The organism is Ruegeria sp. AF8 (assembly GCF_056541825.1).
Genome location: NZ_JBQFYW010000009.1, coordinates 138,077 through 161,149 on the forward strand (window position 1 = coordinate 138,077; position 23,073 = coordinate 161,149).

The 23,073-nt window shown below is 63.0% G+C and carries 19 protein-coding genes; 7 read left to right on the forward strand and 12 right to left on the reverse strand.

Annotation, left to right across the window (positions count from 1 at the left end):
* Positions 1 to 79: 79 nt before the first annotated feature.
* Complete coding sequence (locus ACR0AO_RS15645; protein ID WP_480605194.1) at positions 80 to 589, forward strand: N-acetyltransferase family protein; 510 nt, start codon at positions 80 to 82, stop codon at positions 587 to 589.
* Here the strand turns inward: ACR0AO_RS15645 and murC are convergent.
* Genes murC through ftsW form a run of 3 tightly spaced genes read right to left on the reverse strand, consistent with a single transcriptional unit; the run spans position 574 to position 4,255 of the window.
* Positions 574 to 1,998, reverse strand: coding sequence for a UDP-N-acetylmuramate--L-alanine ligase (gene murC / locus ACR0AO_RS15650; RefSeq protein WP_480605196.1), 1,425 nt, complete (start codon positions 1,996 to 1,998; stop codon positions 574 to 576). The genes ACR0AO_RS15645 and murC overlap by 16 nt on opposite strands.
* A complete protein-coding gene (locus ACR0AO_RS15655) occupies positions 1,995 to 3,092 on the reverse strand; it encodes a UDP-N-acetylglucosamine--N-acetylmuramyl-(pentapeptide) pyrophosphoryl-undecaprenol N-acetylglucosamine transferase (RefSeq protein WP_480605198.1) in 1,098 nt (365 codons plus the stop codon). Before ACR0AO_RS15655 ends, murC begins: the two co-directional genes overlap by 4 nt.
* A complete protein-coding gene (ftsW, locus tag ACR0AO_RS15660; RefSeq protein WP_480605200.1) occupies positions 3,092 to 4,255 on the reverse strand; it encodes a putative lipid II flippase FtsW in 1,164 nt (387 codons plus the stop codon). Before ftsW ends, ACR0AO_RS15655 begins: the two co-directional genes overlap by 1 nt.
* A gap of 130 nt (positions 4,256 to 4,385) precedes the next feature.
* Here ftsW and ACR0AO_RS15665 point away from each other — a divergent pair, with 130 nt between their 5' ends.
* A complete protein-coding gene (locus ACR0AO_RS15665) occupies positions 4,386 to 5,567 on the forward strand; it encodes a BaiN/RdsA family NAD(P)/FAD-dependent oxidoreductase (RefSeq protein WP_480605201.1) in 1,182 nt (393 codons plus the stop codon).
* A 69-nt stretch (positions 5,568 to 5,636) separates the two neighbouring features.
* Here the strand turns inward: ACR0AO_RS15665 and murD are convergent, their stop codons facing one another.
* The 8 genes from murD to mraZ all read right to left on the reverse strand — a co-directional run bounded on the left by murD (position 5,637) and on the right by mraZ (position 14,854).
* A complete protein-coding gene (gene murD, locus ACR0AO_RS15670; protein WP_480605202.1) occupies positions 5,637 to 7,037 on the reverse strand; it encodes a UDP-N-acetylmuramoyl-L-alanine--D-glutamate ligase in 1,401 nt (466 codons plus the stop codon).
* Between the two features lie 150 nt (positions 7,038 to 7,187).
* On the reverse strand, positions 7,188 to 8,270 hold the full coding sequence (gene mraY, locus ACR0AO_RS15675; protein WP_480605203.1) for a phospho-N-acetylmuramoyl-pentapeptide-transferase: 1,083 nt from the start codon (positions 8,268 to 8,270) through the stop codon (positions 7,188 to 7,190).
* Between the two features lie 16 nt (positions 8,271 to 8,286).
* A complete protein-coding gene (locus ACR0AO_RS15680; protein ID WP_480605205.1) occupies positions 8,287 to 9,687 on the reverse strand; it encodes a UDP-N-acetylmuramoyl-tripeptide--D-alanyl-D-alanine ligase in 1,401 nt (466 codons plus the stop codon).
* On the reverse strand, positions 9,684 to 11,183 hold the full coding sequence (locus ACR0AO_RS15685) for a UDP-N-acetylmuramoyl-L-alanyl-D-glutamate--2,6-diaminopimelate ligase (RefSeq protein ID WP_480605206.1): 1,500 nt from the start codon (positions 11,181 to 11,183) through the stop codon (positions 9,684 to 9,686). Before ACR0AO_RS15685 ends, ACR0AO_RS15680 begins: the two co-directional genes overlap by 4 nt.
* Before the next feature lie 21 nt (positions 11,184 to 11,204).
* On the reverse strand, positions 11,205 to 12,992 hold the full coding sequence (locus ACR0AO_RS15690) for a peptidoglycan D,D-transpeptidase FtsI family protein (RefSeq protein ID WP_480605208.1): 1,788 nt from the start codon (positions 12,990 to 12,992) through the stop codon (positions 11,205 to 11,207).
* Positions 12,989 to 13,357, reverse strand: coding sequence for a cell division protein FtsL (ftsL, locus tag ACR0AO_RS15695; protein ID WP_480605210.1), 369 nt, complete (start codon positions 13,355 to 13,357; stop codon positions 12,989 to 12,991). Before ftsL ends, ACR0AO_RS15690 begins: the two co-directional genes overlap by 4 nt.
* Complete coding sequence (gene rsmH, locus ACR0AO_RS15700) at positions 13,354 to 14,346, reverse strand: 16S rRNA (cytosine(1402)-N(4))-methyltransferase RsmH (protein ID WP_480605212.1); 993 nt, start codon at positions 14,344 to 14,346, stop codon at positions 13,354 to 13,356. Before rsmH ends, ftsL begins: the two co-directional genes overlap by 4 nt.
* A gap of 4 nt (positions 14,347 to 14,350) precedes the next feature.
* Positions 14,351 to 14,854: a division/cell wall cluster transcriptional repressor MraZ gene (gene mraZ / locus ACR0AO_RS15705; RefSeq protein WP_480605213.1), complete on the reverse strand. Its 504-nt coding sequence runs from the start codon at positions 14,852 to 14,854 to the stop codon at positions 14,351 to 14,353.
* A 985-nt stretch (positions 14,855 to 15,839) separates the two neighbouring features.
* On the opposite strand from mraZ, the gene ACR0AO_RS15710 reads away from it, so the two are divergent.
* Positions 15,840 to 16,061, forward strand: a complete 222-nt coding sequence (locus ACR0AO_RS15710) for a DUF1127 domain-containing protein (protein WP_480605215.1) — start codon at positions 15,840 to 15,842, stop codon at positions 16,059 to 16,061.
* A gap of 371 nt (positions 16,062 to 16,432) precedes the next feature.
* Positions 16,433 to 16,723 carry a DUF1330 domain-containing protein gene (locus ACR0AO_RS15715; protein WP_480605217.1) on the forward strand — a complete coding sequence of 97 codons (291 nt, stop codon included), beginning with the start codon at positions 16,433 to 16,435 and terminating at the stop codon, positions 16,721 to 16,723.
* Here the strand turns inward: ACR0AO_RS15715 and ACR0AO_RS15720 are convergent.
* Positions 16,720 to 19,122 (reverse strand): ATP-dependent helicase, encoded by a 2,403-nt coding sequence (locus ACR0AO_RS15720; RefSeq protein ID WP_480605219.1) that lies wholly within the window; start codon positions 19,120 to 19,122, stop codon positions 16,720 to 16,722. The two genes, ACR0AO_RS15715 and ACR0AO_RS15720, sit on opposite strands and share 4 nt — an antisense overlap.
* 195 nt (positions 19,123 to 19,317) lie before the next feature.
* Between ACR0AO_RS15720 and ACR0AO_RS15725 the strand changes: the two genes are divergently transcribed.
* The 3 genes from ACR0AO_RS15725 to ACR0AO_RS15735 all read left to right on the forward strand — a co-directional run.
* Positions 19,318 to 21,105 carry a sensor domain-containing diguanylate cyclase gene (locus tag ACR0AO_RS15725; RefSeq protein WP_480605231.1) on the forward strand — a complete coding sequence of 596 codons (1,788 nt, stop codon included), beginning with the start codon at positions 19,318 to 19,320 and terminating at the stop codon, positions 21,103 to 21,105.
* A gap of 38 nt (positions 21,106 to 21,143) precedes the next feature.
* The gene (locus ACR0AO_RS15730) at positions 21,144 to 22,304 is read left to right on the forward strand and encodes an alpha-hydroxy acid oxidase (RefSeq protein WP_480605221.1); all 1,161 of its coding nucleotides are present in this window, start codon (positions 21,144 to 21,146) and stop codon (positions 22,302 to 22,304) included.
* Positions 22,305 to 22,429: 125 nt separating this feature from the next.
* Positions 22,430 to 23,073: biotin carboxylase N-terminal domain-containing protein (locus ACR0AO_RS15735; protein ID WP_480605222.1), on the forward strand; the 644-nt coding region annotated here is incomplete at its 3' end.

The window sequence follows — 23,073 nt, forward strand, 5'->3', positions numbered from 1 at the left end:
TATGACTGATTTTCTTTGCGAAATGATCCTGTGCCGCCAGGCGCGCAACATTAGAAGCACCACCGGGAGCCGACACCGCATGCGCTTGAGAACAGCACAAAACCTTGATGCCGCGAGCCTTGCGGCGCTCTCAATCGAAGTGTGGCTGGCGACCTATTTGCGGCAGGGCGTCAATGCCTTCTTTGCGCAATACGTTCTGGCGGAATTCACCACCCAGAGATTCGAAGCCCTGATCGGGGCACCGGGCGAACATATTGTCGTGGCCGAGCTGCAGATGGGGGTTTGCGGCTATGTCCGTGTCTCGTCGGGGCGGGCGGGGCCTGTGGACGGATGTTCCGACACCGAGATTTCAACGCTCTACGTGCAAGCCAGACATCATGGCAAAGGGTTGGGCAAGGCCCTGCTGGGCCGGGCGCTGGAGCATTGCCGGACATCGGGGGCCGGGTCGGTCTGGCTGACAACGAACTCGGAAAACGCCCCGGCGCTGGCGTTCTACCGGGCGCAGGGGTTCCGCAGGATCGGGAAAACCCATTTCGAGATTCAGGACCAGGCCTATCCCAACGATGTTCTGACCTACGCCCTGGACTGAGCGACTGCCCGCGGTTCCGTCAACCGTTCGGGCAGCGCATTGGCCCAGGCGCTGATCGTCCCGGCGCCAAGGCAGACGACCATGTCGCCCGGGCGGGCCTGTTCGCGCACGAGGCGTTCGAGATCGTCCTCGTTCAGGATGGCGCGGGCGTGGCGGTGGCCGTGGCGGATGAGGCCCGCGACCAGATCGTCGCGGCTGGCGCCTTCGATCGGGTCCTCGCCAGCGGCATAGACCTCGGCGATGGCGACCACGTCCGCGTCGTTGAAACAGGTGCAGAAATCGTCGAACAGGTTGGACAGGCGGGTATAGCGATGCGGCTGATGCACCGCGAGGACCCGGCCCTCGGTGGCCTGACGCGCGGCCTTGAGCACGGCGGCAATCTCGACCGGGTGGTGGCCGTAATCGTCGATGACGGTGACACCGTTCACCTCGCCCACCTTGGTAAAGCGCCGGTTGACGCCGCCGAAATTGGCCAGAGCGTCGCGGATTTCGGTAGCCTTCATGCCCAGATGCCGGGCCACGGCGACGGCGGACAAGGCGTTCGAAACATTGTGATCGCCGGGCATGGGCAGGGTGCAGCCCTCGATCATCATATCCTCGTATTGCAGGTGAATGTCGAAATGCGCCACCCCGCCCTTGTAGGTCAGGTTCGTGGCGCGAACGTCCGCCTGCGCGTTGAACCCGTAGGTGCGGACGCGGCGGTCGGTAATGCGGCCCACCAGCGCCTGCACCTCGGCATGATCGGTGCAGCAGACGGCGAGGCCATAGAACGGCAGATTCGAAACGAACTCGTGAAACCCGTCGCGAAGTTTGTCGAAATCGCCCCAATGCTCCATATGCTCGGGGTCGATATTGGTGATGATGGCAATGGTCGCGGGCAGGCGGTTGAACGAGCCGTCACTTTCGTCGGCCTCGACCACCATCCATTCGCCCTGCCCCATCCGGGCGTTCGAGCCATAGGCGTGAATGATACCGCCATTGATCACGGTCGGGTCGAAATCGCCCGCCACCATCAGCTCGGCCATCATGGTGGTGGTGGTGGTCTTGCCGTGGGTTCCGGCAATCGCGATGTTGGATTTCAGCCGCATCAGTTCGGCCAGCATGTCGGCGCGACGCACCACCGGCAGGCCTTGCGCCCGCGCGCCGTCCAGTTCCGGATTGCCCGGCTTGATCGCGGTCGACACCACGACCACGGCGGCCCCGTCGAGGTTTTCGGCGCTCTGGCCCACAAAGATCCGGGCGCCCAGCTTTTCCAGCCGGCCGGTGATCTTGGACGCCTTCAGGTCAGACCCCTGCACCCGGTACCCCAGATTCAGCAGCACCTCGGCGATGCCCGACATGCCGATGCCGCCAATCCCGACAAAGTGAATGGGGCCTACGTCCTGCGGTAGTTTGGTGGCTGGGGTCATGCGGTCTCCTTCTGGGCCAGTTGCTCGACGAGGGCGACCAGGCGCTCGGTGGCGTCCGGTGCGCCCACCGACAGGGCGGCACGGGCCATTTGCTGGGCGGCTTGCGGGTTGGTCAGGATCGTGGTGATTTGCTCTGACAGAGCGGAAACGTCAAGAGCACTTTCGGGAATCATGATCGCGGCCCCGGCCTGCACCAGCCCGCGCGCATTGGCGGTCTGGTGATCTCCGGCGGCGGCGGCGAAAGGGATCAGGATCGACGGCCGCCCGATCACCGAAATATCGGCGACGCTGGACGCGCCCGAGCGGCTGATCACCAGCTGCGCCTCGGACATGCGGCGCGGGATGTCCTGAAAAAAGGGCTGCACATCGGCCTTGATTCCATGCGCCGCGTAGTAAGCGGTGACACGCTCTCCATCCTCTTCGCGGGCCTGGTGCGCCACACGGATATACTGACGCATCCCTTCGGGCAGCGCCGCAATCGCGCCGGGCACCGTGTCGCTGAGGATGCGCGCGCCCTGGGAACCGCCCATAACGAGAACCGACATCGGATAGTCGCCGGGCGGGATATATCCCGCTGCCTCCCGCTCCAGCACCGCCGCGCGCACCGGATTGCCGGTATGGATGCCATGCGCGCCATCGGGCAAATCCGTCGGCCACGCACCGCAGGCCACATGGGCGACGCGGGTGGCAAAGATCTGGTTCACCCGCCCCAGCACCCCGTTCTGTTCGTGGATCATCCGGGGCACCCGCAGCATCGTCGCCGCGCCCAGCGCCGGGATCGAAGGATAGCCGCCAAAGCCCACCACCACATCCGGCCTGTCGCGCAGCATCTGAAACGCCATGCTGCCCACGCCGCCGGCAATTGTCGGCCCGGCCATCGCCTTGGCCGCCGGTCCGCCGCGTGCGAAGGTGGCCGAGGCGACCTGAACGATCTCGGTCGTGTGCGGAAACCCCTTGGTATACCGCGCGCCGCGCGCGTCCGTCGACAGGCGCACCCGCCAGCCGCGTTTCAGCATCGCCTCGGCCAGCGCCTGTGCCGGAAACATATGGCCGCCGGTCCCACCGGCAGCAATCAGAAGATACGGCTTGCCCATCATCCCCGTCCGCGCAGAATATCACCCAGTTCGCCCTGCGGCCGCGTGCGGGTAAAGGCCAGCAACATGCCCAGCGCAATCCCCCCCGCGATCAGGGAGGAGCCGCCATAGCTGACAAAGGGCAGCGTCATGCCCTTGGCGGGCAGCAGGCGCACCGCGACGCCCATGTTGATCATCGCCTGCACCCCAAACATGCAGGCCAGCCCGGTGCCCGCCAGGCGGATGAACATGTCGCGCTCGCGCATCAGCCGCAAGAGAGAGCGTACCACGATCAGGCTGTACAGCGCGATGATGATCAGCACCAGGATCAGCCCGTATTCCTCGGCAGCCACGGCGATGATGAAATCGGTATGTGCATCCGGCAGCGACCATTTCACCTGCCCCTCGCCGACACCCACGCCGAACAGCCCCCCCTCGCGGATCGCGTTGGTGGCATAGCCCAGCTGCGTGGTCGGATCGACATCCGGGTTCAGAAACCCGTCGATACGGCGGGCGAAATGCTCGGAACTGGAATAGGCCAGCATGCCGCCCAGAACCACGACCCCCGCCATGCCCACCAAAAGCAGCATCGGAGCACCGGCCACGAAATAGATCACGCCCCAGCTGAACAGCACCAGACAGGCCTGCCCGAAATCGGGCTGCAGCACCAGCATCGCGACAATCGCCAGACACAGGGCAAAGGACCACAGGCGCCCCGGCGGGCCGTTGATTTCCTGTGCGGCGGCAAACAGCCATGCGGCCACGACAATGAAGCCGGGCTTGAGGAACTCTGATGGTTGCACCGAGGCAAAACCCAGCGAATACCAGCGCACCGCGCCCTTGCCGAAATCGGTGCCCAGAAACGGCAGCAGCGCCAGCGCCACAAAGGCGCAGACAAAGCCGATCACCGCCAGCCGCCGCACCAGCACCGGAGACATCATCGAGGTCAGCAGCATCGCCACGGCGGCCAGCCCCCCGAACAGCGCCTGCCGTCCGACATAGTGAAACGGTTCGAACCCGTTGCGCGACGCCAGCGGCGGCGACGAGGCCAGCCCCAGCAGCAGGCCGATCACGAACAGGATCAGCACACAGGACATCGTCCACTTGTCGATCGTCCGCCACCATTTGGGAAGGATCGGTTCACCGCGCCGCTCTGGCACAGCACCATACACCATCTCAGTCATGAGATTACCGCCACTATCTGCCTCGTTAACGCCCCGTTTTCGGGGTCTGTGCGCGATTCTACAGGCAAAATGGCATTCAGGCCAGCCTCTTCCTCTTGTCATTGGCATCATTCCGCGCCAAGGGCGGAGGATGAGGTTCGACACGATTATCCTGGGCGCCGGGGCCGCCGGCATGATGTGCGCCGCCCATTGCGGCGGGCGCACTCTGGTGATCGACCATGCAAAGGCTCCGGGCGAGAAAATCCGCATCTCGGGCGGCGGGCGCTGCAATTTTACCAACATGTATGCGGGCCCCGCGAACTTCCTGTCGCGGAACCCGCATTTCTGCAAATCCGCCCTGTCCCGCTACACGCAATGGGACTTTGTCGAACTGGTCGACCGCCACGGCATCGCCTGGCACGAAAAGACGCTGGGGCAGCTGTTCTGCGACGGCTCGTCAAAACAGATCATCTCGATGCTGCTGACCGGGATGGAGCGCGCGGGCGCCGAGCTGTGGCTTTCCACCACCCTGCGGGATCTGCAGCACCGCGATGGCGCATTCGCACTCGATCTGGAGCGCGACGGCAAGCGGCACAAGCTGAGCTGCACCAATCTGGTACTGGCGACCGGTGGCAAGTCGATCCCCAAAATGGGTGCAACCGGGCTGGCCTATGACATCGCGCAGCAGTTCGGGCTGGCGGTCACCGAAACCCGCGCCGCCCTGGTCCCTTTCACTTTCGCGCAGGGCCGGTTCAGCGACCTCTCCGGCGTCTCGCTGCCCGCCCGGCTTGGCACTGCCCGCGCCAGCTTTGACGAGGCGCTGCTGTTTACCCATCGCGGCCTCAGCGGGCCTGCCGTGCTGCAACTCTCAAGTTACTGGCGCGAGGGCGAGGCGATCTCGGTCAACCTGATCCCGGAAATCGACCTCTACGAGACCCTGCGTGCCCGGCGTCAGCATTCGGGCCGCAAGGCGGTGACGACCGAGCTGGCCCGCCACCTGCCCGCCCGGCTGGTCGAACACCTGAACTCCATCCTGCCGTTCGGCGGCAATCTCGCGGACCAGTCCGACGCCAAACTTACCGCCCTGTGCGCCGCCCTGAGCGACTGGCAGCTGACACCGTCGGGCACCGAAGGCTATCGCACCGCCGAGGTCACTCTGGGCGGCATCGACACCGATGCGCTGTCGTCAAAAACGATGGAGGCCAAATCCCTGCCCGGCCTCTACGCCATCGGCGAGGCGGTGGATGTGACCGGCTGGCTGGGCGGCTACAACTTCCAATGGGCCTGGTCCTCGGGCCATGCCGCAGGCACCGCCATCGCGGCAAAAGGGTGACAGACCCTTCTTCCCGTTGACAAATACGGCGGGGGTGAATTGCCGCAGACCAAGAAGGGCAGCGGTGTCCTACGGCGCCAGCCGCTTTTGCACCTCGGCCACGAAATCCGCGCCGCGCCGCTCGAAATTGTCATACTGGTCGAAACTCGCCGCCGCAGGCGCCAGCAGCACCGTTTCGCCCTCCTGCGCCTCGGCCATGGCCCGCTCGACGGCGGCGGCCATCGTGGTGCAGACCTCGGCCTCGACCTCCAGTTGCATGGCGAAACCGGCCGCCTCGCGGCCGATGACATAGGCCTTGACCACCTCGCCCACCACCGCGTTCAGCGCCGAAAGGCCGCCCTCCTTTTCCAGCCCCCCGCAGATCCAGCGGACCCTGCGGAAGGCGCTCAGCGCCTTGGCGGCACTGTCCACGTTGGTGGCCTTGGAATCGTTCACATAAGTCACGCCGCGCGCCTCGGCGATGATCTGGCTGCGATGCGGCAGGCCGGGAAAGCTGTGCAGCGCGGCCTCGATCACCCTTGGCGCCAACCCCAGCGTGCGGCAGGCGGCATAGGCCGCGCAGGCGTTCTGGTGGTTATGCGCCCCGGGCAAGCCCTTGATGCCGCGCAGATCGACCGATGCCGCCTGCCGGCCCTTGCGATATTCCGCCAAAAACCCCTTGCGGGCAAAGACTTGCCAGCCCGGTCCGGTCAACTTGCGGGCAACCGAGATGCGGATCACCCGGTCATCGACGGGTCCTTCCGACATCTGCCCTGCCAGAAACGCGCCTTCGGTCTCGTCCACGCCGATCACCGCCCGGTCCGGGCCGCCCTCGGCAAACAGCCTGCGCTTGGCGGCGAAATATCCGCCCATGCCGCCATGCCGGTCCAGATGATCCGGGCTGAGATTGGTAAAGACCGCCACATCCGGCGTCAGCGCGCGCGCCAGTTCGGTCTGATAGCTTGAAAGCTCCAGCACCACGACCGAGCCATCCTGCGCGGGCGCAATATCCAGCACACCGCGCCCGATATTGCCCGCCAATTGCGAGGGCCGCCCAGCCTCGGTCAGGATGTGATGGATCAGCGCGGCGGTTGTCGATTTCCCGTTCGAGCCGGTGACCGCCACCACCTGTGGCGTCCTGTCGAAATTGTTCCAGTCCGGCCCCGCGAAGGACCGGAAAAACAGCCCGATATCGTTGTCCACCGGCACCCCGGCCTCTAGTGCCGCCCGAACTACCGGGTTGGGTTCGGGATAGAGATGCGGAATGCCGGGGCTGACGATCAGCGCCGCCACATCGTCAAACGCCCCCTCGCGGCGCAGATCGGCGCAGGTGAACCCCTCGGTCTCCGCCGCCGTGCGCGCGGTGGGGTTGTCGTCCCAGCAGACCGGGTCCGCCCCGCCCGCGCGCAAGGCGCGCGCGGCGGCCAGCCCCGACCGGCCAAGGCCCAGCACGGCAACCTTTCTGCCGGAAAACCCTTTGACCGGGATCATCGTGTCTCTTCCTTTCCGCCGCCACTGGTCGCGGCCACACTGCACCGATGCAAAAACGAATGGCAAGGGCAAGATCAGGCTCGCGCCAAGGCGCGAGCCGGGCCCAACCGCTGGCCGCCGGGCCCTGGCCCGGCGCAGCTGGCGGGAGCCCTACCTTACCTTCAGTGTCGCCAGCCCGATCATCGCCAGGATCAGCGAAATGATCCAGAATCGGATGACGATCTGCGGTTCGGCCCAGCCTTTTTTCTCATAGTGGTGATGGATCGGCGCCATCAGGAACACCCGCCTTCCCGTGCGCTTGAAATAGAGCACCTGAATGATCACGCTCAGCGCCTCGACCACGAACAGCCCGCCGACGATGGCCAGCACCAGCTCGTGCTTGGTGGCCACCGCGATCGCGCCCAGCGCGCCGCCCAGCGCGAGCGAGCCTGTATCGCCCATGAACACCGCCGCGGGCGGAGCATTGTACCACAGAAAGCCCAAGCCGGCTCCGAACAGGGCGGCGGTGAAGATCAGGATTTCGCCGGTGCCCGGCACATAGTGCACATCCAGATATTCGGTGAAGTCGACGCGCCCCACCGCATAAGCAATGATCCCCAGCGTCGAAGCGGCGATCATTGCGGGCATGATCGCCAGTCCGTCCAGACCGTCGGTCAGGTTCACGGCATTGGCCGAACCGACGATGACGCAGATCGAAAACGGGATATAGAACAGGCCCAGATTGATCAGCGTGTCCTTGAACACCGGCAGCGCCAGCTGGTTCTGCAAATCCGCCGGATGGTTATAGGTGGCCCAGAGCGCCGCGATCACCGCGATGATAATGCCCAGCGCCAGCCGCAAACGGCCCGGCACGCCTTTGGTGTTCTGCTTGGACACTTTGGCATAGTCGTCAGCAAACCCGATCGCCGCATAGGCCAGCGTCACGAACAGAACCAGCCAGACGAACGGATTGCTCCACCGCGCCCAGAGCAGGGTCGAGGTGACCAGCGCGCCCACGATCAGAAGCCCGCCCATGGTGGGCGTTCCGGCCTTGGAAAAATGCGCCTCGGGGCCGTCGTCGCGGATCGGCTGGCCCTTGCCCTGCTTGCGGCGCAGCACGTTGATCAGGGGTTTGCCGAACAGGAAACCGAACACAAGCGCGGTCATGAAGGCCCCGCCGGCACGGAAGGTGATATAGCGGAACAGGTTCCAGAAATCGCCACCGTCCGAAAGGGCCGTCAACCAATAGAGCATCTCTCTTCCCTTTCTCTCAGGCGTCTTCCTGTTCAGGCGCCGGGCCATGCCCCATTTTTCGGACGCCGTCAACGATGCGCGCCAGATCCATGCTGAGCGAGCCTTTGGCCAGAACCGCATCGCCCGCCCGCACCAGTTGCGGCAGGTTTTGCGCCATCTCCTCGCTGGTTCCGGCCCAGAGGCCGCGTTTCTCGGCGGGCAGGGCCGCATGCAGCGCCTGCATCAGCGGACCGATACAGTGAACCTGATCGACGCGGGCCATGGCGTCGATACCGGCCATTGCCGCGTGCATGGCCTCTTCCCGCGCGCCCAGCTCTTTCATGTCGCCCAGAAAGGCCACCCGGCGGGCGGTTGTCGCAGCTGCCAGCACATCCAGCGCCGCCGCCATCGAGGTGGGGTTGGCGTTATAACTGTCGTCGAGCAATTCGATCTGGCCGTCAGCCAATCTAATCTTCTCGCGCACGCCGCGCCCCTTGTAGGGCGTCCAGCCGCGCAGACCGGCAATGGCGTCGTCCAGCGGCACGCCCAGCGCCACGCAAGCGGCCAGGGCGCCCAGACCGTTCATCGCGAAATGGGTTCCGGCGGAACGGACGTCGAACGCAAAGGCGGACCCGCCGGCACTTGCCTCGGCATGGGTCAGGTCGCCCCGGCTTGCCACGTCAAGCAGACAGTAGTCGTCAGCTTGCTTTCCGAACCCGAAAATCCGCACGCCCTGCCTTTGGGCGCAGTCGCGCAGGATGTCGGCATGTTCGATATCCGCATTCACGATGGCGGTGCCGCCCGGCTCAAGCCCCTCGAAAATCGCCGCTTTTTCCCGCGCGATATCTGCCACCGTGTCGAACGCCTCAAGATGCACCGCCGCGACGGTGGTGACCAACGCCACATGGCTATGGGCCTGACGGGCCAGCGGGGCGATTTCGCCGGGGTGGTTCATACCGATCTCAATCACCGCATAGTCCGTATCACGCGGCATCCGTGCCAGCGTCAGCGGCACACCCCAGTGGTTGTTATAGCTGGCAACGCTGGCATGCATCCTTCCCCGCGCGCCCAGCATGGTGGCCAGCATTTCCTTGGTCGAGGTCTTGCCGACGCTGCCGGTAACCGCCACGACCCTGGCCCTGGTCCGGCTGCGTGCGGCCTGCCCCAACGCCTCAAGCCCGGATTGAACGTCATCGACGATCAGCAGCGGCGCGTCGGGCGGCACATCGTCGGGAATGTGCGAGACCAGTGCGGCGCCCGCGCCTTTTTCCAGCGCCTGCGCCACAAAGTCGTGCCCGTCGCGCGCAGCCTTGAGCGCCACGAACAGGTCGCCCGGTTGCAGCGTTCGAGTGTCGATGGAGACACCGTTTGCCTGCCAGTCGGAGGTTACGCGCCCACCGGTGGCGCGGGCGGCCTCGTCCGCGGTCCAGAGTGTCATGCAACCCTCCCGTCCAATGCGGCCACGGCAATGCTGGCCTGTTCGGCATCGTCGAAAGGCAGGACCTGATCGCCCACGATCTGCCCGCTTTCGTGTCCCTTGCCCGCAATCAGCAGCGCATCGCCGGGTTGCAGGGCGTCGACGCCACGCAGAATTGCCTCCGCCCGGTCTCCGATTTCCGTGGCGCTCGTGTTCCCACCCACCCCAATCGCGCCATCCATCACGGCGGCGCGGATCGTGGCGGGGTCTTCGCTGCGGGGGTTGTCGTCGGTGACAAAGACGATATCGGCATTCTCGGCCGCTGCCCGCCCCATCAGCGGGCGCTTGGTGGCGTCGCGGTCACCGCCTGCCCCCACGATTGCGATAAGCCGCCCCATGACATGCGGACGCATGGCCCTGAGCGCGGTTGCGACTGCGTCAGGTGTATGGGCGTAGTCCACAAACACCGCAGCGCCGTTGTCACGCGTGGCCGCCAGTTGCATACGCCCGCGTACGGTCGACAGGTGCGGCAGGGTTTCGAACACCCGCTCGGGTTCCTCGCCGCCGGCGATCACCAGGCCGCAGGCCAGCAGCACATTTTCGGCCTGAAAGCCGCCGATCAGGTTCAGCCGTGTCTGGAACGGCTTGCCGTGCCAGGAAAAGCGCAAATCCTGACCGGTGGCGTCAAAGCGCTGGTTCAGCAGACACAGATCGCCGCCTGCGCGCCCAACGGTCAGAACCTCCTGCCCGCGCGCGGCGGCCACGGCGCGCATTTCCGCGCCCTTGGGGTCGTCCAGATTGATCACTGCGGTTCCGTCGGGCGGCAATACGCGGCGGAACAAGCCCGCCTTGGCCGCGAAATAGGCCTCGAACGTGTCGTGATAGTCCAGATGATCCTGGGTGAAATTGGTAAAGCCCGCCGCCTTGAGACGCACGCCATCCAGGCGGCGCTGTTCCAGTCCGTGCGAGGATGCCTCCATCGCCGCGTGAGTCACGCCATACGCAGCGGCCTCGGCCAGCGCGCGATGCAGGGTGATCGGCTCGGGCGTGGTGTGGGCCAGCGGCGCTGTCCAGGAGCCTTCGACGCCGGTGGTGCCCAGATTGACGGCGCAGTGCCCCAGTTCGACCCAGATCTGGCGCACGAAGGTGGCAACGGACGTCTTGCCATTGGTGCCTGTCACCGCCACCATCGTTTCCGGCTGTGCCCCGAACCAGAGCGCCGCCGTAAAGGCCAATGCCTGACGCGGGTCTTCGACGACCACCAGCGCGGCGTCCGACGCGGCCAGTTCACTGGCCGCGATCGCTGCTCCTTTGGCATCGGTCAGAATGGCCGCGGCCCCCATGCGCAGGGCGAACTGGATGAACTCGCCGCCATGCACGCGGGTGCCGGGAAGCGCGGCGAACAGGAAACCCTCCCTGACCGCGCGGCTGTCCACGGCCAGACCGGTGATCGCGGGGTTGCGGCCGCCGCGTGCGGTCAGGGCCAGTTCGCTGAGTTTCTTTGACCGTGCGCCCATGACCTGTCTGCCTCGTGCTGCCTAGTTTGAGGTCAGCGTTATAGCAGCGCCCGCTTCAGGCTCAAGCCGGGGGCGCAGGCCCAGCAGAGGGGCCACGCGCCCGATCAGTTCCGCCGCCACCGGCACCGCTGTCCAGCCTGCCGTCCGGCGCTTTTCGCCATAGGCCACGATCGAGGGTTCGTCCAGTGTGACGATCAGCACGTATTTCGGATCATAGGCCGGAAAAATCGAGGCAAAGGTAGCTATGACCTTGTCATCGTAGTAACCGCCGCGCGGCTTCGGCTTGTCAGCGGTTCCGGTCTTGCCGGCCACGTCATATCCCGCCACCTCACCAAAACTGGCGGTGCCGTCGGTGACCACCTTACGCAACATCCGCTGCGCCTGACGCGCCGCATCTTCCGAGATCACCCGGGGGCCATATTGCGGCCCGCGCTGTTTCAGAATCGTGGGGCTGACATAGTTGCCGCCATTGGCGATTGCCGCATAGCCCGCCGCCAGATGCATCGGACTGGTCGACAGGCCGTGCCCGTAGGAAATGGTGACCGTGCTCAACTCGCCCCATTTCTTGGGTTTCAGAGGCGCGCCGCCCGCGGCCTCGACAATCTCGAAGGGAGTCGGTTCGAACATGCCCAGCGCACCAAGGAAATCCTGCTGCCGCGTGGACCCGATCTGCAAAGCAAGCCGCCCTGTGCCCCGGTTCGAACTGTGGACGATCACATCCGCGACGCTGATCTTGCCGTAATTCTTGCCATTGAACTCGCCAATCGGAAACCGCCCGATCCGCATCGGCCCCGAAGTATCGATGATGGTTTCCGAGTTCACCAGACCCAGATCCACCGCCTGCGCCGCCGTGAAGATCTTGAAGACCGAACCCAGTTCGTAGACCCCCTGCACATAGCGGTTGAAAAGCGGGCTGTCAGAGGGGTCGAACCCCGAGGTGGGCGGTCGCGGGCGGTCGTTAGGGTCGAACGAGGGCAGCGAGGCCGCCGAGATCACCTCGCCGGTATGAACATCCATCAGAACCGCCGAGGCGCCTTTGGCGTTCATGATCTTCATACCGCCGAACAAAACGCGTTCGACCGCCGACTGAACTGTCAGGTCAAGCGAAAGCTGCAGGGGTTTGTGACCGTTGGCGGGATCGCGCAGATAGCCGTCGAACTGCTTTTCCACACCCGCAACACCGATGACTTCGGCAGCGCTCACGCCTTCGCGGCCGAAGCCGGAGCCGCCAAGTATATGCGCCGCAAGCTGGCCGTTGGGGTACAGGCGCATTTCGCGGGGGCCGAACAGGATGCCGGGATCGCCGATGTCATGCACCGCCTGTTTCTGTTCGGGCGAGATGCGCTTTTTGATCCACAGAAACTTGCGCTTGCCGGTGAAGTCCTTGATCAGACGCGCCTTGTCGAGATCCGGAAAGATGCGGACCAGACCTTCGGCCGCCGCCACCGGGTCGATCATCTGCGGCGGCTGCGCATAGACGGAGTAGGTTTCCAGATTGGTGGCCAGAATGCGCCCTTCGCGGTCAACGATATCGGCCCGCTGCATGGCGATATTGGCGCCGGGCGCGGTGGCCAGCGGCTCCTGCGCCTCGGAAGTAGCGAGCATTCCCATCCGCGCGCCGATCACGGCAAAGGCACAGAAAAAGAACGCGCCCAGAACCAGCAGCCGCCCCTCGGCGCGGGTGCGGGCGCGGTCCTTCATCTCTTCATGGCGCTTGCGAATGTTCTCGCGTTCGATCAGGTCGGGGTTTTCACCGCGGGCGCGGGCGTCGAGAATGCGGGCCAGCGGTCGGAGCGGCGTGCGGGTCATGGAATCTGCACCTCACCCAGCGCCTGGAACTCGGCGATTGCCTGCAACTCGATAGGGTCGACAATCGGCAGATCCGGGTCCTCGCCATAGGCGATCTGGTCGGCCTGCCCGAATTGCTCGGCCCGCAGGGGCAACAGGCCCAGACGTTCGAAATTCAGATCCGCCAGTTCGCGCAGCCGGTCCGGGCGGTTGAGATAGGCCCATTCCGCGCGCAAGACCGCCAGCCGGGCCTGCGCCGCACCGATCTGGCGCTGCAGGTGCTGGGTTTCCTTCAGCACCTGCTGGGTGCGGTAATTTTCCTGATAGGCCCACAATGCCAGCCCGAACACGGCCAGAGCGGTCAACACATACATCAAACTCTTCATCTCGCTCCCCGACTCAGTTGAGGCATTCCGATAGCGCGGGCGTCGATCGCCCCCGCCGGGGCGTCCGTGCGCACCGCAACCCGCAGCTTGGCCGAGCGCGAACGCGGGTTTTCGGCCAGCTCCTGTTCGTCCGGGCCGACGGCCTTGCGCGTTTTCAGGGTGAATTGCGGCTGGTCCTGCTGCTGCTCGGGCGCATAGCGATTGGCGCGTCCGGTCTTGCCCGCGCGGGCCTGCAGAAAGCGTTTGACCATGCGGTCTTCGATGGAATGGAAGGTGACGACCGCCAGTTGCCCGCCGGGTTTCAAGGCGCGTTCTGCCGCCATAAGCCCCTGAAACAATTCTTCATATTCCGCATTGACCGCAATCCGCAGCGCCTGAAACGAACGCGTCGCGGGATGCGATTGCCCCGGCTTGGCGCGCGGCAGGCAGGATTCGATGATTTCGGCAAGACGCAGGGTCGTGGTGATCGGCGCCTCGGTGCGGGCCTTGACGATGGCACGGGCGATGCGGCGGCTGGCGCGTTCCTCGCCATAGTGGAACAGAATATCGGCCAGAGCGGCCTCTGAGGCCGTGTTCACCAGATCGGCGGCGCTTTCCCCGTCCTGGCTCATGCGCATGTCGAGGGGGCCGTCCTTCATGAAGGAGAACCCGCGCTCGGCCTGATCGAGCTGCATCGAGGATACGCCAAGATCCAGAACCACGCCGTCGAGGTCCCGAGCATAGTCGTCCATGCAGGAAAACACGCCCGGCTGCATCACCAGGCGGGCACCATAGGCCCCGGCCCAGTCAGCCGCCATTTCGAAGGCCAGCGGATCACGATCCACCGCGATGACCTTGTCCGCTCCGGCCTCGAGCAATCCGCGTGTATAGCCGCCCGCGCCAAAAGTGCCGTCCAGCCACACGCCAGACACCGGCGCAACCGCCGCCAGCAGGGGGCGCAGCAGAACGGGGATGTGCGGATCGTCCGGGGAGGAGGCAGCGGCAGCCATGCCGTCACCCGTCCCTTGGACCGTCGAGGAACTGCATCGGATCGAAGTCGCCCGGCAAATCGTCCAGCCATTCCTCGGCCGCGGCCAGTTCGACCTGTTCGTAGGTCTCGGGCTTCCAGATCTGGAACGTGTCGCCGGCGGCAATGAAGAACGCCTCGCCTTCCAGGCCGATCTTCTTGCGCAGCTTGGCGGGCAGCACCAGCCGCCCGGTTTCGTCCACATTGGTGGGAAAGGACTGGCCGTGGAACATGCGTTGCAGCATCTTGCGCTCCATCGAGCCGCGCGGCAGCGCGTCGATCTTGGCGTCGACCTCGTCGATCGCCTCCATCGTGTAGCACTCCAGGAACTTCCGGCGATCATCGCCATAGACGATCACCAGTTCGGGGTTGTCGCCAGATTGCCAGTTGGGATCGCCCGCTTCGAGCACACGGCGAAACGAGGCCGGGATCGACACCCTGCCCTTCGCATCCACCTTGTGGTGGCTTTCGCCTCTGAACCTGCGCGCCAAGCCGACTGTCCCTTTCGCTTGCGCCCCCAAAAAAATTTCCGCCCCCTGAAGTTAAAAACGGCGAGTTGATCTGCTGCCACTGATCAACCCGCCGCATTTGCCCGCCTTGCGGGAAGTCCAGCTGCGCGCGCCACCTGGGGGGATGTCTGCTCGCTCGCGCGCCGGATCTCTTGGTTCGATGAAAGCGAGATGCCTGTATGAAACCTTTTGATTTTTTTCGGGGTCGTTTGGTGCCCCTGTCGCCTCGTCCTCATCGGATGAACAAGGGATGCCATGGGAATTCATGGAAATCAACTAGTTTTTGCAAAGAATCTCAACAGGAGTTGTTCAAGTTGGATATGAAAAAGGAGAATTCCTTGGAGAAAATTGCCGCCTCTTACCTCATGCTGTTATTAGGGTTTAGATTCATACCATATATAGACAAAGGATTACTCAAACATTTTCTCCCATAATTTCCCAGAGAAACCAAAATTTTGACCACCAATCTCGACTAGATCACTATATGTTCCGAAAATCGGTGCGCGAATCACCTAAAATCACAACCAAGTCCCGAAATTCGCCCAAAACGACGCCCTTGGGATTTTCGGCGTCCCACGTATTCCCGTAACCCACGCTTTCCCGTCGTAGCCTCCCATAATTTCCCAACACAGGGCAGCTTGAACGAACCGTCAACGTGGTGATTTTCATGCAACCGACGAATTCCGCGGCGCTTCAAGACCCGTTTTCCGGGTATCTCACGTCAACTTCGGCGCGGGCTGTTTGAAAACCGCAGCGTGGAACCGCACAATCCACTATCGGGGAACACCAAAGCACCAACGAAATATGGGTCCTGTTACTCCGCCGGTGATGCCCCTGGCCAATCTATGCAAATGCCGCATACCCGGTTTGATCACGCACCCCATTGTGCACCTGCAGCATTTGCCTATTTTCAGTCTCAAGCAAGGCTGCGGCGACGTGGCAAACGAACTGGAACAGGTCAAGAGACATGGCTGCTACGAGCGAGCATTTTACCCACAAGGGCGCACGTGCCTTTGGTTTTTCCTCGATCATCGAGGCTACGAAAACCCGATTGAGCCGTCATCTGTTGTACCGCCGAACGGTGAACGAACTGTCGAGCCTGAACGCAAGCCAACTGGCCGATCTCGGGTTGAACCGTTCGATGATCCGGCAGGTGGCGCTGCAGGCGGTTTATGATCGCACTGCATAACAAACACCGAGAGACATAAGAATTCAGGCCTGCCTCCTCCTCCCTGCGGGCCTGAACTTCAAGCGGCGGCATCCTCCTCCTTGATGCCGCCGCAAAGAATACCGGCCCAGAACGCCGGAAGCTGATACACCGGCTTTTCCTCCCTGTAATGCCGGTGTTGAAAGCGCGCGACGATGCCGTCCTCCTCCCTGGCATCGTCGCGACCTCATACCGGGTGCAAACCCGGGTCCGAATACATCGGGGCTCTCCTCCTCCCTGCCCCGATGTTGCAAAGAACGGCGGTTCCCTCTCCTCCTCCCTGGGAACCGCCGTTTCTTTTTTGCGGGAAACCGGACTACCATGCCTCGACTTCAACCGTGAACGAGGGTGCCATGCCCGCCTATTTCATCGCGCAACTGAACATCCACGACCCTGAGGGGTATCAAGACTACCTCAAGGGGTTCATGCCGATTTTCGACCGCCACGGGGGGCGCCTGCTGACGGTGTCATCCAAACCTGTAGACTGTATCGAAGGCGCCTGGCCCGACGGCGGGGTCGTCCTGATGGAGTTTCCGGACCTTGAAACAGCGAAGGCGTGGAAGGATGACCCGGACTATGTCGAGCTGGCGAAAATCCGGCAGGCTACGGCCGCGACAAACATGATCCTGGTCGAAGGGATTTAGAACGGCACATCATCCTTGGCCGACAGGAACCGGGCCACGACCTTCTTGGTGCCCGCCTTGTCGAAATCGACCTCGACCTTGTCCCCCTCGATGCCGATCACCGCGCCATAGCCGAATTTCTGGTGAAACACCCGTTCGCCCAGCGTGAAACTGGCCACGGCGGTGGCGTCAATCACCGTATTGCGGCTCTCGCGCGGTTGCGACATGCCGTATTGCCCCTGCCGCGCCTGCAGGCGTTTCCAGCCAGGAGAGTTATAGACATTCGCCTCGGCCGCGCGGGTTTCGATGCTAGCGGTGGGCTGGCCGCCGCCATAGAGACCCGGAGGGGTCAGCACCTCGACATGATCCTCGGGCAATTCATCAATGAAACGGGACGGCATCGAGTTTTGCCATTGCCCGAACACGCGCCGGTTGGCGGCGAAGGAAATGGTGCAGACCTCTTCGGCGCGGGTGATACCGACATAGGCCAGGCGCCGTTCCTCTTCGAGGCCCTTGACGCCGGACTCGTCCATCGAGCGCTGCGAGGGAAACAGCCCGTCCTCCCACCCTGGCAGGAACACGGCGGGAAACTCCAGCCCTTTGGCCGCGTGCAGGGTCATGATCGAGACTTTGGCCCCGTCAGACTCCTGCTCGTTATCCATCACCAAGCTGACATGTTCCAGAAATCCTTGCAGGTTCTCGAAATTATCCAACTGGTTGACCAGTTCCTTGAGGTTCTCCAACCGCCCCGGCGCCTCGGGCGTCTTTTCGTTCTGCCAGTGCGCGGTATAGCCGGATTCGTCGAGGATGATCTGCGCCAGCTCGATATGCGTGTGCTCGGGCGCGCCATAGCGGATAGGTGAGACACCGTCATCAATGACCGTTTCATCATCGACCTCGATCCGCGGCCCGCGCGTCATCGCATTCCACCGCGCCAGCCCGTCGATCAACTCGCGCAGCGCCTTGCCGCCCTTGCCCTTGATCAGACCGTTGTCGACCGCGATCCGCGCGCCCTCGACCAGTGACACGCCGTTCTCACGCGCCACCACCTGAATCGTCTGCTGCGCCTTGTCGCCGAGGCCGCGTTTGGGCGTGTTCACGATCCGCTCGAAAGCCAAATCATCCTCGGAGCTGATCACCAGCCGGAAATAGGCCATGGCATCGCGAATCTCCATCCGCTCATAGAACCGGGGTCCGCCGATCACCTTGTAGGGCAAGCCAATGGTCAGGAATCTATCCTCAAAGGCGCGCATCTGGTGCGAGGCACGGACCAAAATCGCGATATCGTCGAGGTTCATGGGCCGCATGCCGCGGGTACCGCCCTGCATCGCGTCGATTTCTTCGCCGATCCAGCGCGCCTCTTCCTCGCCATCCCAGTGACCGATCAGACGGACCTTTTCGCCATCCTGCGCATCGGTCCACAACTCCTTGCCCAACCGTCCTTCATTGCCGCGAATGACATTCGAAGCGGCGGCCAGAATATGCGGGGTCGAGCGGTAGTTCTGTTCCAGCCGCACTACATGCGTGCCGGGAAAATCTTTTTCGAACCGAAGGATGTTATCAACTTCGGCCCCACGCCAGCCATAGATTGATTGGTCATCGTCACCGACAACACAAATGTTCTTGTCTTCACCAGTCAACAATCGCAGCCAGAGATATTGGGCAACGTTGGTGTCTTGGTACTCGTCCACAACGATATACTTGAACCAGTTCTGGTATTTTTTTTGCAAGTCCTCGTGGATCTGGAAAATTGTGACCATGTGCAGCAGCAGGTCGCCAAAATCCACCGCGTTCAGTTCTCGCAGGCGAGTTTGGTACTGAGCGTAAAGCTCAATCCCCTTGTTGTTATAGGCTCCGGCATCTATTGCAGGCACTTTGTCTGGGGTTAGCGCACGGTTCTTCCAATCATCAATATGCCCAGCCAGCAGGCGCGGCGGCCAGCGCTTATCATCAATATTTGCAGCCTGAACAAGTTGTTTGAGCAAGCGAAGCTGGTCGTCACTGTCTAGGATTGTGAAATTGGTTTTCAGTTCCACAAGCTCGGCATGGCGGCGCAACAACTGCGCACTGATCGAATGAAACGTACCCATCCAAGGAATAGGGTTGCGTACAAAGTATGGAATCTCGCCCAAGCGGCGCTTCATGTCCTTCGCAGCTTTGTTTGTAAAGGTAACCGCCAACACCTCGTTAGGTTGCGCTATTCCAGAATTTATCAAGAAAGCAACACGCGCCATTAGCGTTTTGGTTTTGCCGGTACCAGCACCCGCTAGGATTAGAACCGGACCAAGGTGTTGTGTTGCCGCTTCGCGCTGCTGCAGATTCAGATCGCCAAGGTAGTCGCTCTCAGGTCTCCGCGCCGCCATTGCGCGGGCCGACAGGGAAGCGCCTTCGAAGGCGTCGAATTCGTCAAAACTGCTCATAGCCGCAAACTACGCCTTTCGGAAGCCGAGGGAAAGGGTTTGTTCACTCCTTGTTCCGACCGCTTCGCACCCCACCGATATCGCTAAATATTGAGCGAAATGGCGATCGCCTGGCGCTGGCGAATTAACCTTCTGTCAAGCCGTGGCGGCGATCCTTGATCGGGAACGGGAGCGCGGGACATGAAGCTTTTGAAAATGCATGGGGGATCATGGCACCTCAAATGGGTCATGGTCGCCGCCGGGCTGGCTGCAGCGACGGGGTTGGCCGTGTGGGGAACGATCAAACTCCCCCATACCATCGTGGACAAGATGATCGAGGCCGACATCATGCATCAGGCCGATTTGTGGAACCGGCGGGTGGTGCTGCATATGGAAGATGTCGAAACGGCGTTTCGGACCGGAACGCTCGATTCGCATGATGAAGAGTTCCTGAGCCTGATGCCGCGCGCCTCAGACGTCTATCGGTTCAAGCTGTTCGATGCGGAGGGGCGGGTATTCTGGTCAAGCCGCGACTCGGATATCGGCATGGCAACGTCCAAACCCTATTTCGAAGATGTGGTTGCCGAAGGTGGCTTTTACTATGATCGGTCAGTCAAGCCCGCCTCGGAGATCGACAATTTCAATCCGCAGCCGGGACAATCGGCAAACCAGCCGCGACAGGTGGCTGAGATCTATACTCCGGTTATGGCCGGGGGGAAGTTTCTGGGTGCGGTGGAGTTTTATTCCGACATCACCGATATCCGGAACATCCTGATGGCGCGCGTTCGCCTGTCGCTGATGTTGGTGTGCGGCGTCTCTCTGCTGGCGACGGCGGGCGTGTCGGTCATGCTGTTTCATACCAACCGCGTCAGGATGCAGGCGCTGAGGGCGCGCACCGACAAAGAGCGTGAGCTGATGGCCGATCAGCTGCGCCTGGTGCGCGAGGTCAGGCTGCTGGGTGAGCTGAACGAATGGCTGCAATCCAGCCGCTCGCTGGACGAGCTGTTCGAAATGGTCGCGCGTTTCATGACTCACATCCTGCCCGACGCCGAAGGCAACGTATATGTCTATTCCAACTCGCGCGACGTGTTGGACGGCTGCGCCAGCTGGAATGGCGGCACACACAAACCTCATATCCACCCCGAGGGGTGCTGGGGCCTTCGCCGGGGGAGAACCTATGAATTCGGCGCTTCCGAAATCGATTTCGTCTGTGAACATGCCGAGCCGCATGACGGGCGGCCATATTTCTGCTTTCCCATCCTTGCCCATGGTGAAACCGTCGGCCTTTTGCACTTGCGCGCACGGAGCGGCTGCGGCCGGAACTTTCATTCCAGCAAGCAACTGGCCCAGATGTGTGCCGAGCAGATCAGCATGGCCATTGCCAATGTTCGCATGCGGGATCAGTTGCACGACCAGTCGGTGCGCGACCCGCTGACCGGGCTGTTCAATCGCCGCCATCTGACCGAGTGCCTGCGCAGGAGCATCGGATACAGTCAGAAAACCGGCGCGCCGCTGTCGCTGGTGGCGGTGGATGTGGATCACTTCAAGAAATTCAACGACACCCACGGGCACGACGCGGGCGACATGGTGCTGCGCGCTGTCGGCTCGGCCCTGGGTCAAAGCTGCGACGGTGACGAGGTGGCCTGCCGTATTGGTGGCGAGGAATTCATGCTGATCCTGCCCGACACCACGCCCGAAGACGCTCTTACCCGCGCCGAGCACCTGCGTCAGGCGATCGAGGTCATCAGCGTGCGCTATGGTGAAAAAACGCTGCCCCGGATCACGATTTCCGCCGGAATCTCCCATTACCCGTCTCATGGCACCATGCCGCAGGAACTGATGCATGCCGCGGACGAGGCGCTGTATCAGGCCAAGGACAAGGGACGGAATCAGGTCTGTGTGGCGGCCAAGACACCGCTGACCGGCCTGTCGGGAGGCGAAATCGGGCCAAAATGCAACACCGGGTCCGGACAGATGCAGAACGGCTCGGATGCGGCTGCCTGAGTACTTGTCGAATCGTTCCCGGGGGTGGATCAATCCTCATGGATCTGCACAGCACCTATCCCGGCATTGAGGACCTGAAATGGCGTGCGCGTCGCAGGTTGCCTCATTTTGTCTGGGAATATCTGGACAGCGGCACCGGGGTGGAGGCTACCAGAACCCGCAACCGCGCCGCGCTGGACCGCGTCGGATTTGAACCCTCGATCCTGCACGGCCCGCTGGAATTCGATTTGCGCACGTCGTTTCTGGGGCAGGAATTTCCCCTGCCCTTCGGCATCGCCCCGATTGGCATGTGCGGCCTGATCTGGCCGGATGCCGAAGGCATCCTGGCGCGCCACGCCGCGAACACCGGACTCCCCTATACCCTGTCCACCGTCGCCAGCCAAAGCCCCGAAGACCTTGCCCCCCATCTGGGCGAACACGCCTGGTTCCAGATGTATCCGCCCAAGGACCCGGACATCCGAAAGGACATGCTGGATCGCGCCCGCGCCGCCGGGTTCGGGACACTGGTTCTTACCGCCGATGTCCCGGTCGCGTCCCGCCGCGAGCGGCAGACCCGATCGGGGCTGACCCAGCCGCCGAAACTCACGCCGCGCCTGCTGGCGCAGGTGGCGGTCCGCCCCGCATGGGCTCTGGGCATGGCGCGGTCCGGGATGCCGCGTATGCGCACGCTCGACAGATACATATCCGGCGAACACAGAAATCTGCCGCCAACCGCGCATGTCGGCTATCTGCTGCGCACATCGCCCGATATGGGCTATGTGAAATGGCTGCGGGACAACTGGAACGGCCCGCTTGTGGTGAAAGGCGTGATGCGCGCCACGGACGTGGCCCCGCTTGAGGCGATCGGCGTTGACGCCTTGTGGGTTTCCAACCATGGCGGCCGCCAGTTCGACGGCGCACGGGCCAGCATCGAAGCTCTGCCTGCGATTCGCGCCGCAACCTCGCTGCCACTGATTTTCGACAGCGGTATCACCGGCGGCCTCGACATCCTGCGGGCTCTTGCCCTCGGGGCTGATTTCGTAATGGCGGGCCGGGCGTTTCTGTATGGCCTGGCTGCGCTGGGACAGGCCGGTCCGGCCCATGTTATCGACATCCTGCGCAAGGACATGGAAGCCAATATGGGCCAACTCGGCGCTGGCCGCCTGTCGCAGTTGCCGCCCTCTGTCAGCCTTTGCGACGCTGCGACGCAGCATAACTGAGGCGAAAAAAGTCGTTCGAGGGCGCATGCGAGCGATAACATGCCGGTTCTACCCAGAATTACAGATATACGTGCGCGTATTGTCCGCCTAAAACACGGCCAACCGCTAACTTCCGGGACCTGCCAATGACCGATTTCAAGAAAATCCTGATCGCCAACCGCGGCGAGATTGCCATTCGCGTGATGCGCGCGGCCAACGAGATGGGCAAGAAAACCGTTGCCGTTTTTGCCGAGGAGGACAAGCTGGGCCTTCACCGCTTCAAGGCGGACGAAGCGTATCGCATCGGTGAGGGGATGGGGCCGGTTGCGGCCTATCTCAGCATTGACGAGATCATCCGCGTGGCCCGTGAAAGCGGCGCGGATGCGATCCATCCCGGCTATGGGCTGCTGTCCGAGAACCCCGAATTCGTGGATGCCTGCGTCAGCAACGGCATCACCTTCATCGGCCCCAGGGCGGAAACCATGCGCGCCCTGGGCGACAAGGCCAGCGCCCGCAAGGTCGCCATCGCGGCCGGGGTTCCGGTGATCCCGGCCACCGAGGTTCTGGGCGACGACATGGACGCCATCCGCAAGGAAGCCGCCGGGATCGGCTATCCGCTGATGCTGAAGGCGTCCTGGGGCGGCGGCGGGCGCGGCATGCGCCCGATCCATTCGGAAAAGGAACTGGCCGAAAAGGTGATGGAAGGCCGCCGCGAGGCCGAGGCCGCGTTTGGCAATGGCGAGGGCTATCTGGAAAAGATGATCACCCGCGCCCGCCATGTCGAGGTGCA

Excerpts from the sequence above, each read along its gene's own strand:
- ACR0AO_RS15730 (WP_480605221.1), top strand. The coding sequence starts at position 21,144 with ATGGATCTGCACAGCACCTATCCCGGCATTGAGGACCTGAAATGGCGT.
- ACR0AO_RS15645 (WP_480605194.1), top strand. The coding sequence starts at position 80 with ATGCGCTTGAGAACAGCACAAAACCTTGATGCCGCGAGCCTTGCGGCG.
- ACR0AO_RS15715 (WP_480605217.1), top strand. The coding sequence starts at position 16,433 with ATGCCCGCCTATTTCATCGCGCAACTGAACATCCACGACCCTGAGGGG.
- ftsL (WP_480605210.1), bottom strand. The coding sequence starts at position 13,357 with ATGAAGAGTTTGATGTATGTGTTGACCGCTCTGGCCGTGTTCGGGCTG.
- ACR0AO_RS15680 (WP_480605205.1), bottom strand. The coding sequence starts at position 9,687 with ATGACACTCTGGACCGCGGACGAGGCCGCCCGCGCCACCGGTGGGCGC.
- ACR0AO_RS15690 (WP_480605208.1), bottom strand. The coding sequence starts at position 12,992 with ATGACCCGCACGCCGCTCCGACCGCTGGCCCGCATTCTCGACGCCCGC.
- ACR0AO_RS15725 (WP_480605231.1), top strand. The coding sequence starts at position 19,318 with ATGCATGGGGGATCATGGCACCTCAAATGGGTCATGGTCGCCGCCGGG.
- ACR0AO_RS15720 (WP_480605219.1), bottom strand. The coding sequence starts at position 19,122 with ATGAGCAGTTTTGACGAATTCGACGCCTTCGAAGGCGCTTCCCTGTCG.
- ACR0AO_RS15665 (WP_480605201.1), top strand. The coding sequence starts at position 4,386 with ATGAGGTTCGACACGATTATCCTGGGCGCCGGGGCCGCCGGCATGATG.
- mraY (WP_480605203.1), bottom strand. The coding sequence starts at position 8,270 with ATGCTCTATTGGTTGACGGCCCTTTCGGACGGTGGCGATTTCTGGAAC.
- rsmH (WP_480605212.1), bottom strand. The coding sequence starts at position 14,346 with ATGGCTGCCGCTGCCTCCTCCCCGGACGATCCGCACATCCCCGTTCTG.
- ACR0AO_RS15655 (WP_480605198.1), bottom strand. The coding sequence starts at position 3,092 with ATGGGCAAGCCGTATCTTCTGATTGCTGCCGGTGGGACCGGCGGCCAT.
- ftsW (WP_480605200.1), bottom strand. The coding sequence starts at position 4,255 with ATGACTGAGATGGTGTATGGTGCTGTGCCAGAGCGGCGCGGTGAACCG.
- murC (WP_480605196.1), bottom strand. The coding sequence starts at position 1,998 with ATGACCCCAGCCACCAAACTACCGCAGGACGTAGGCCCCATTCACTTT.
- ACR0AO_RS15685 (WP_480605206.1), bottom strand. The coding sequence starts at position 11,183 with ATGGGCGCACGGTCAAAGAAACTCAGCGAACTGGCCCTGACCGCACGC.
- murD (WP_480605202.1), bottom strand. The coding sequence starts at position 7,037 with ATGATCCCGGTCAAAGGGTTTTCCGGCAGAAAGGTTGCCGTGCTGGGC.
- ACR0AO_RS15710 (WP_480605215.1), top strand. The coding sequence starts at position 15,840 with ATGGCTGCTACGAGCGAGCATTTTACCCACAAGGGCGCACGTGCCTTT.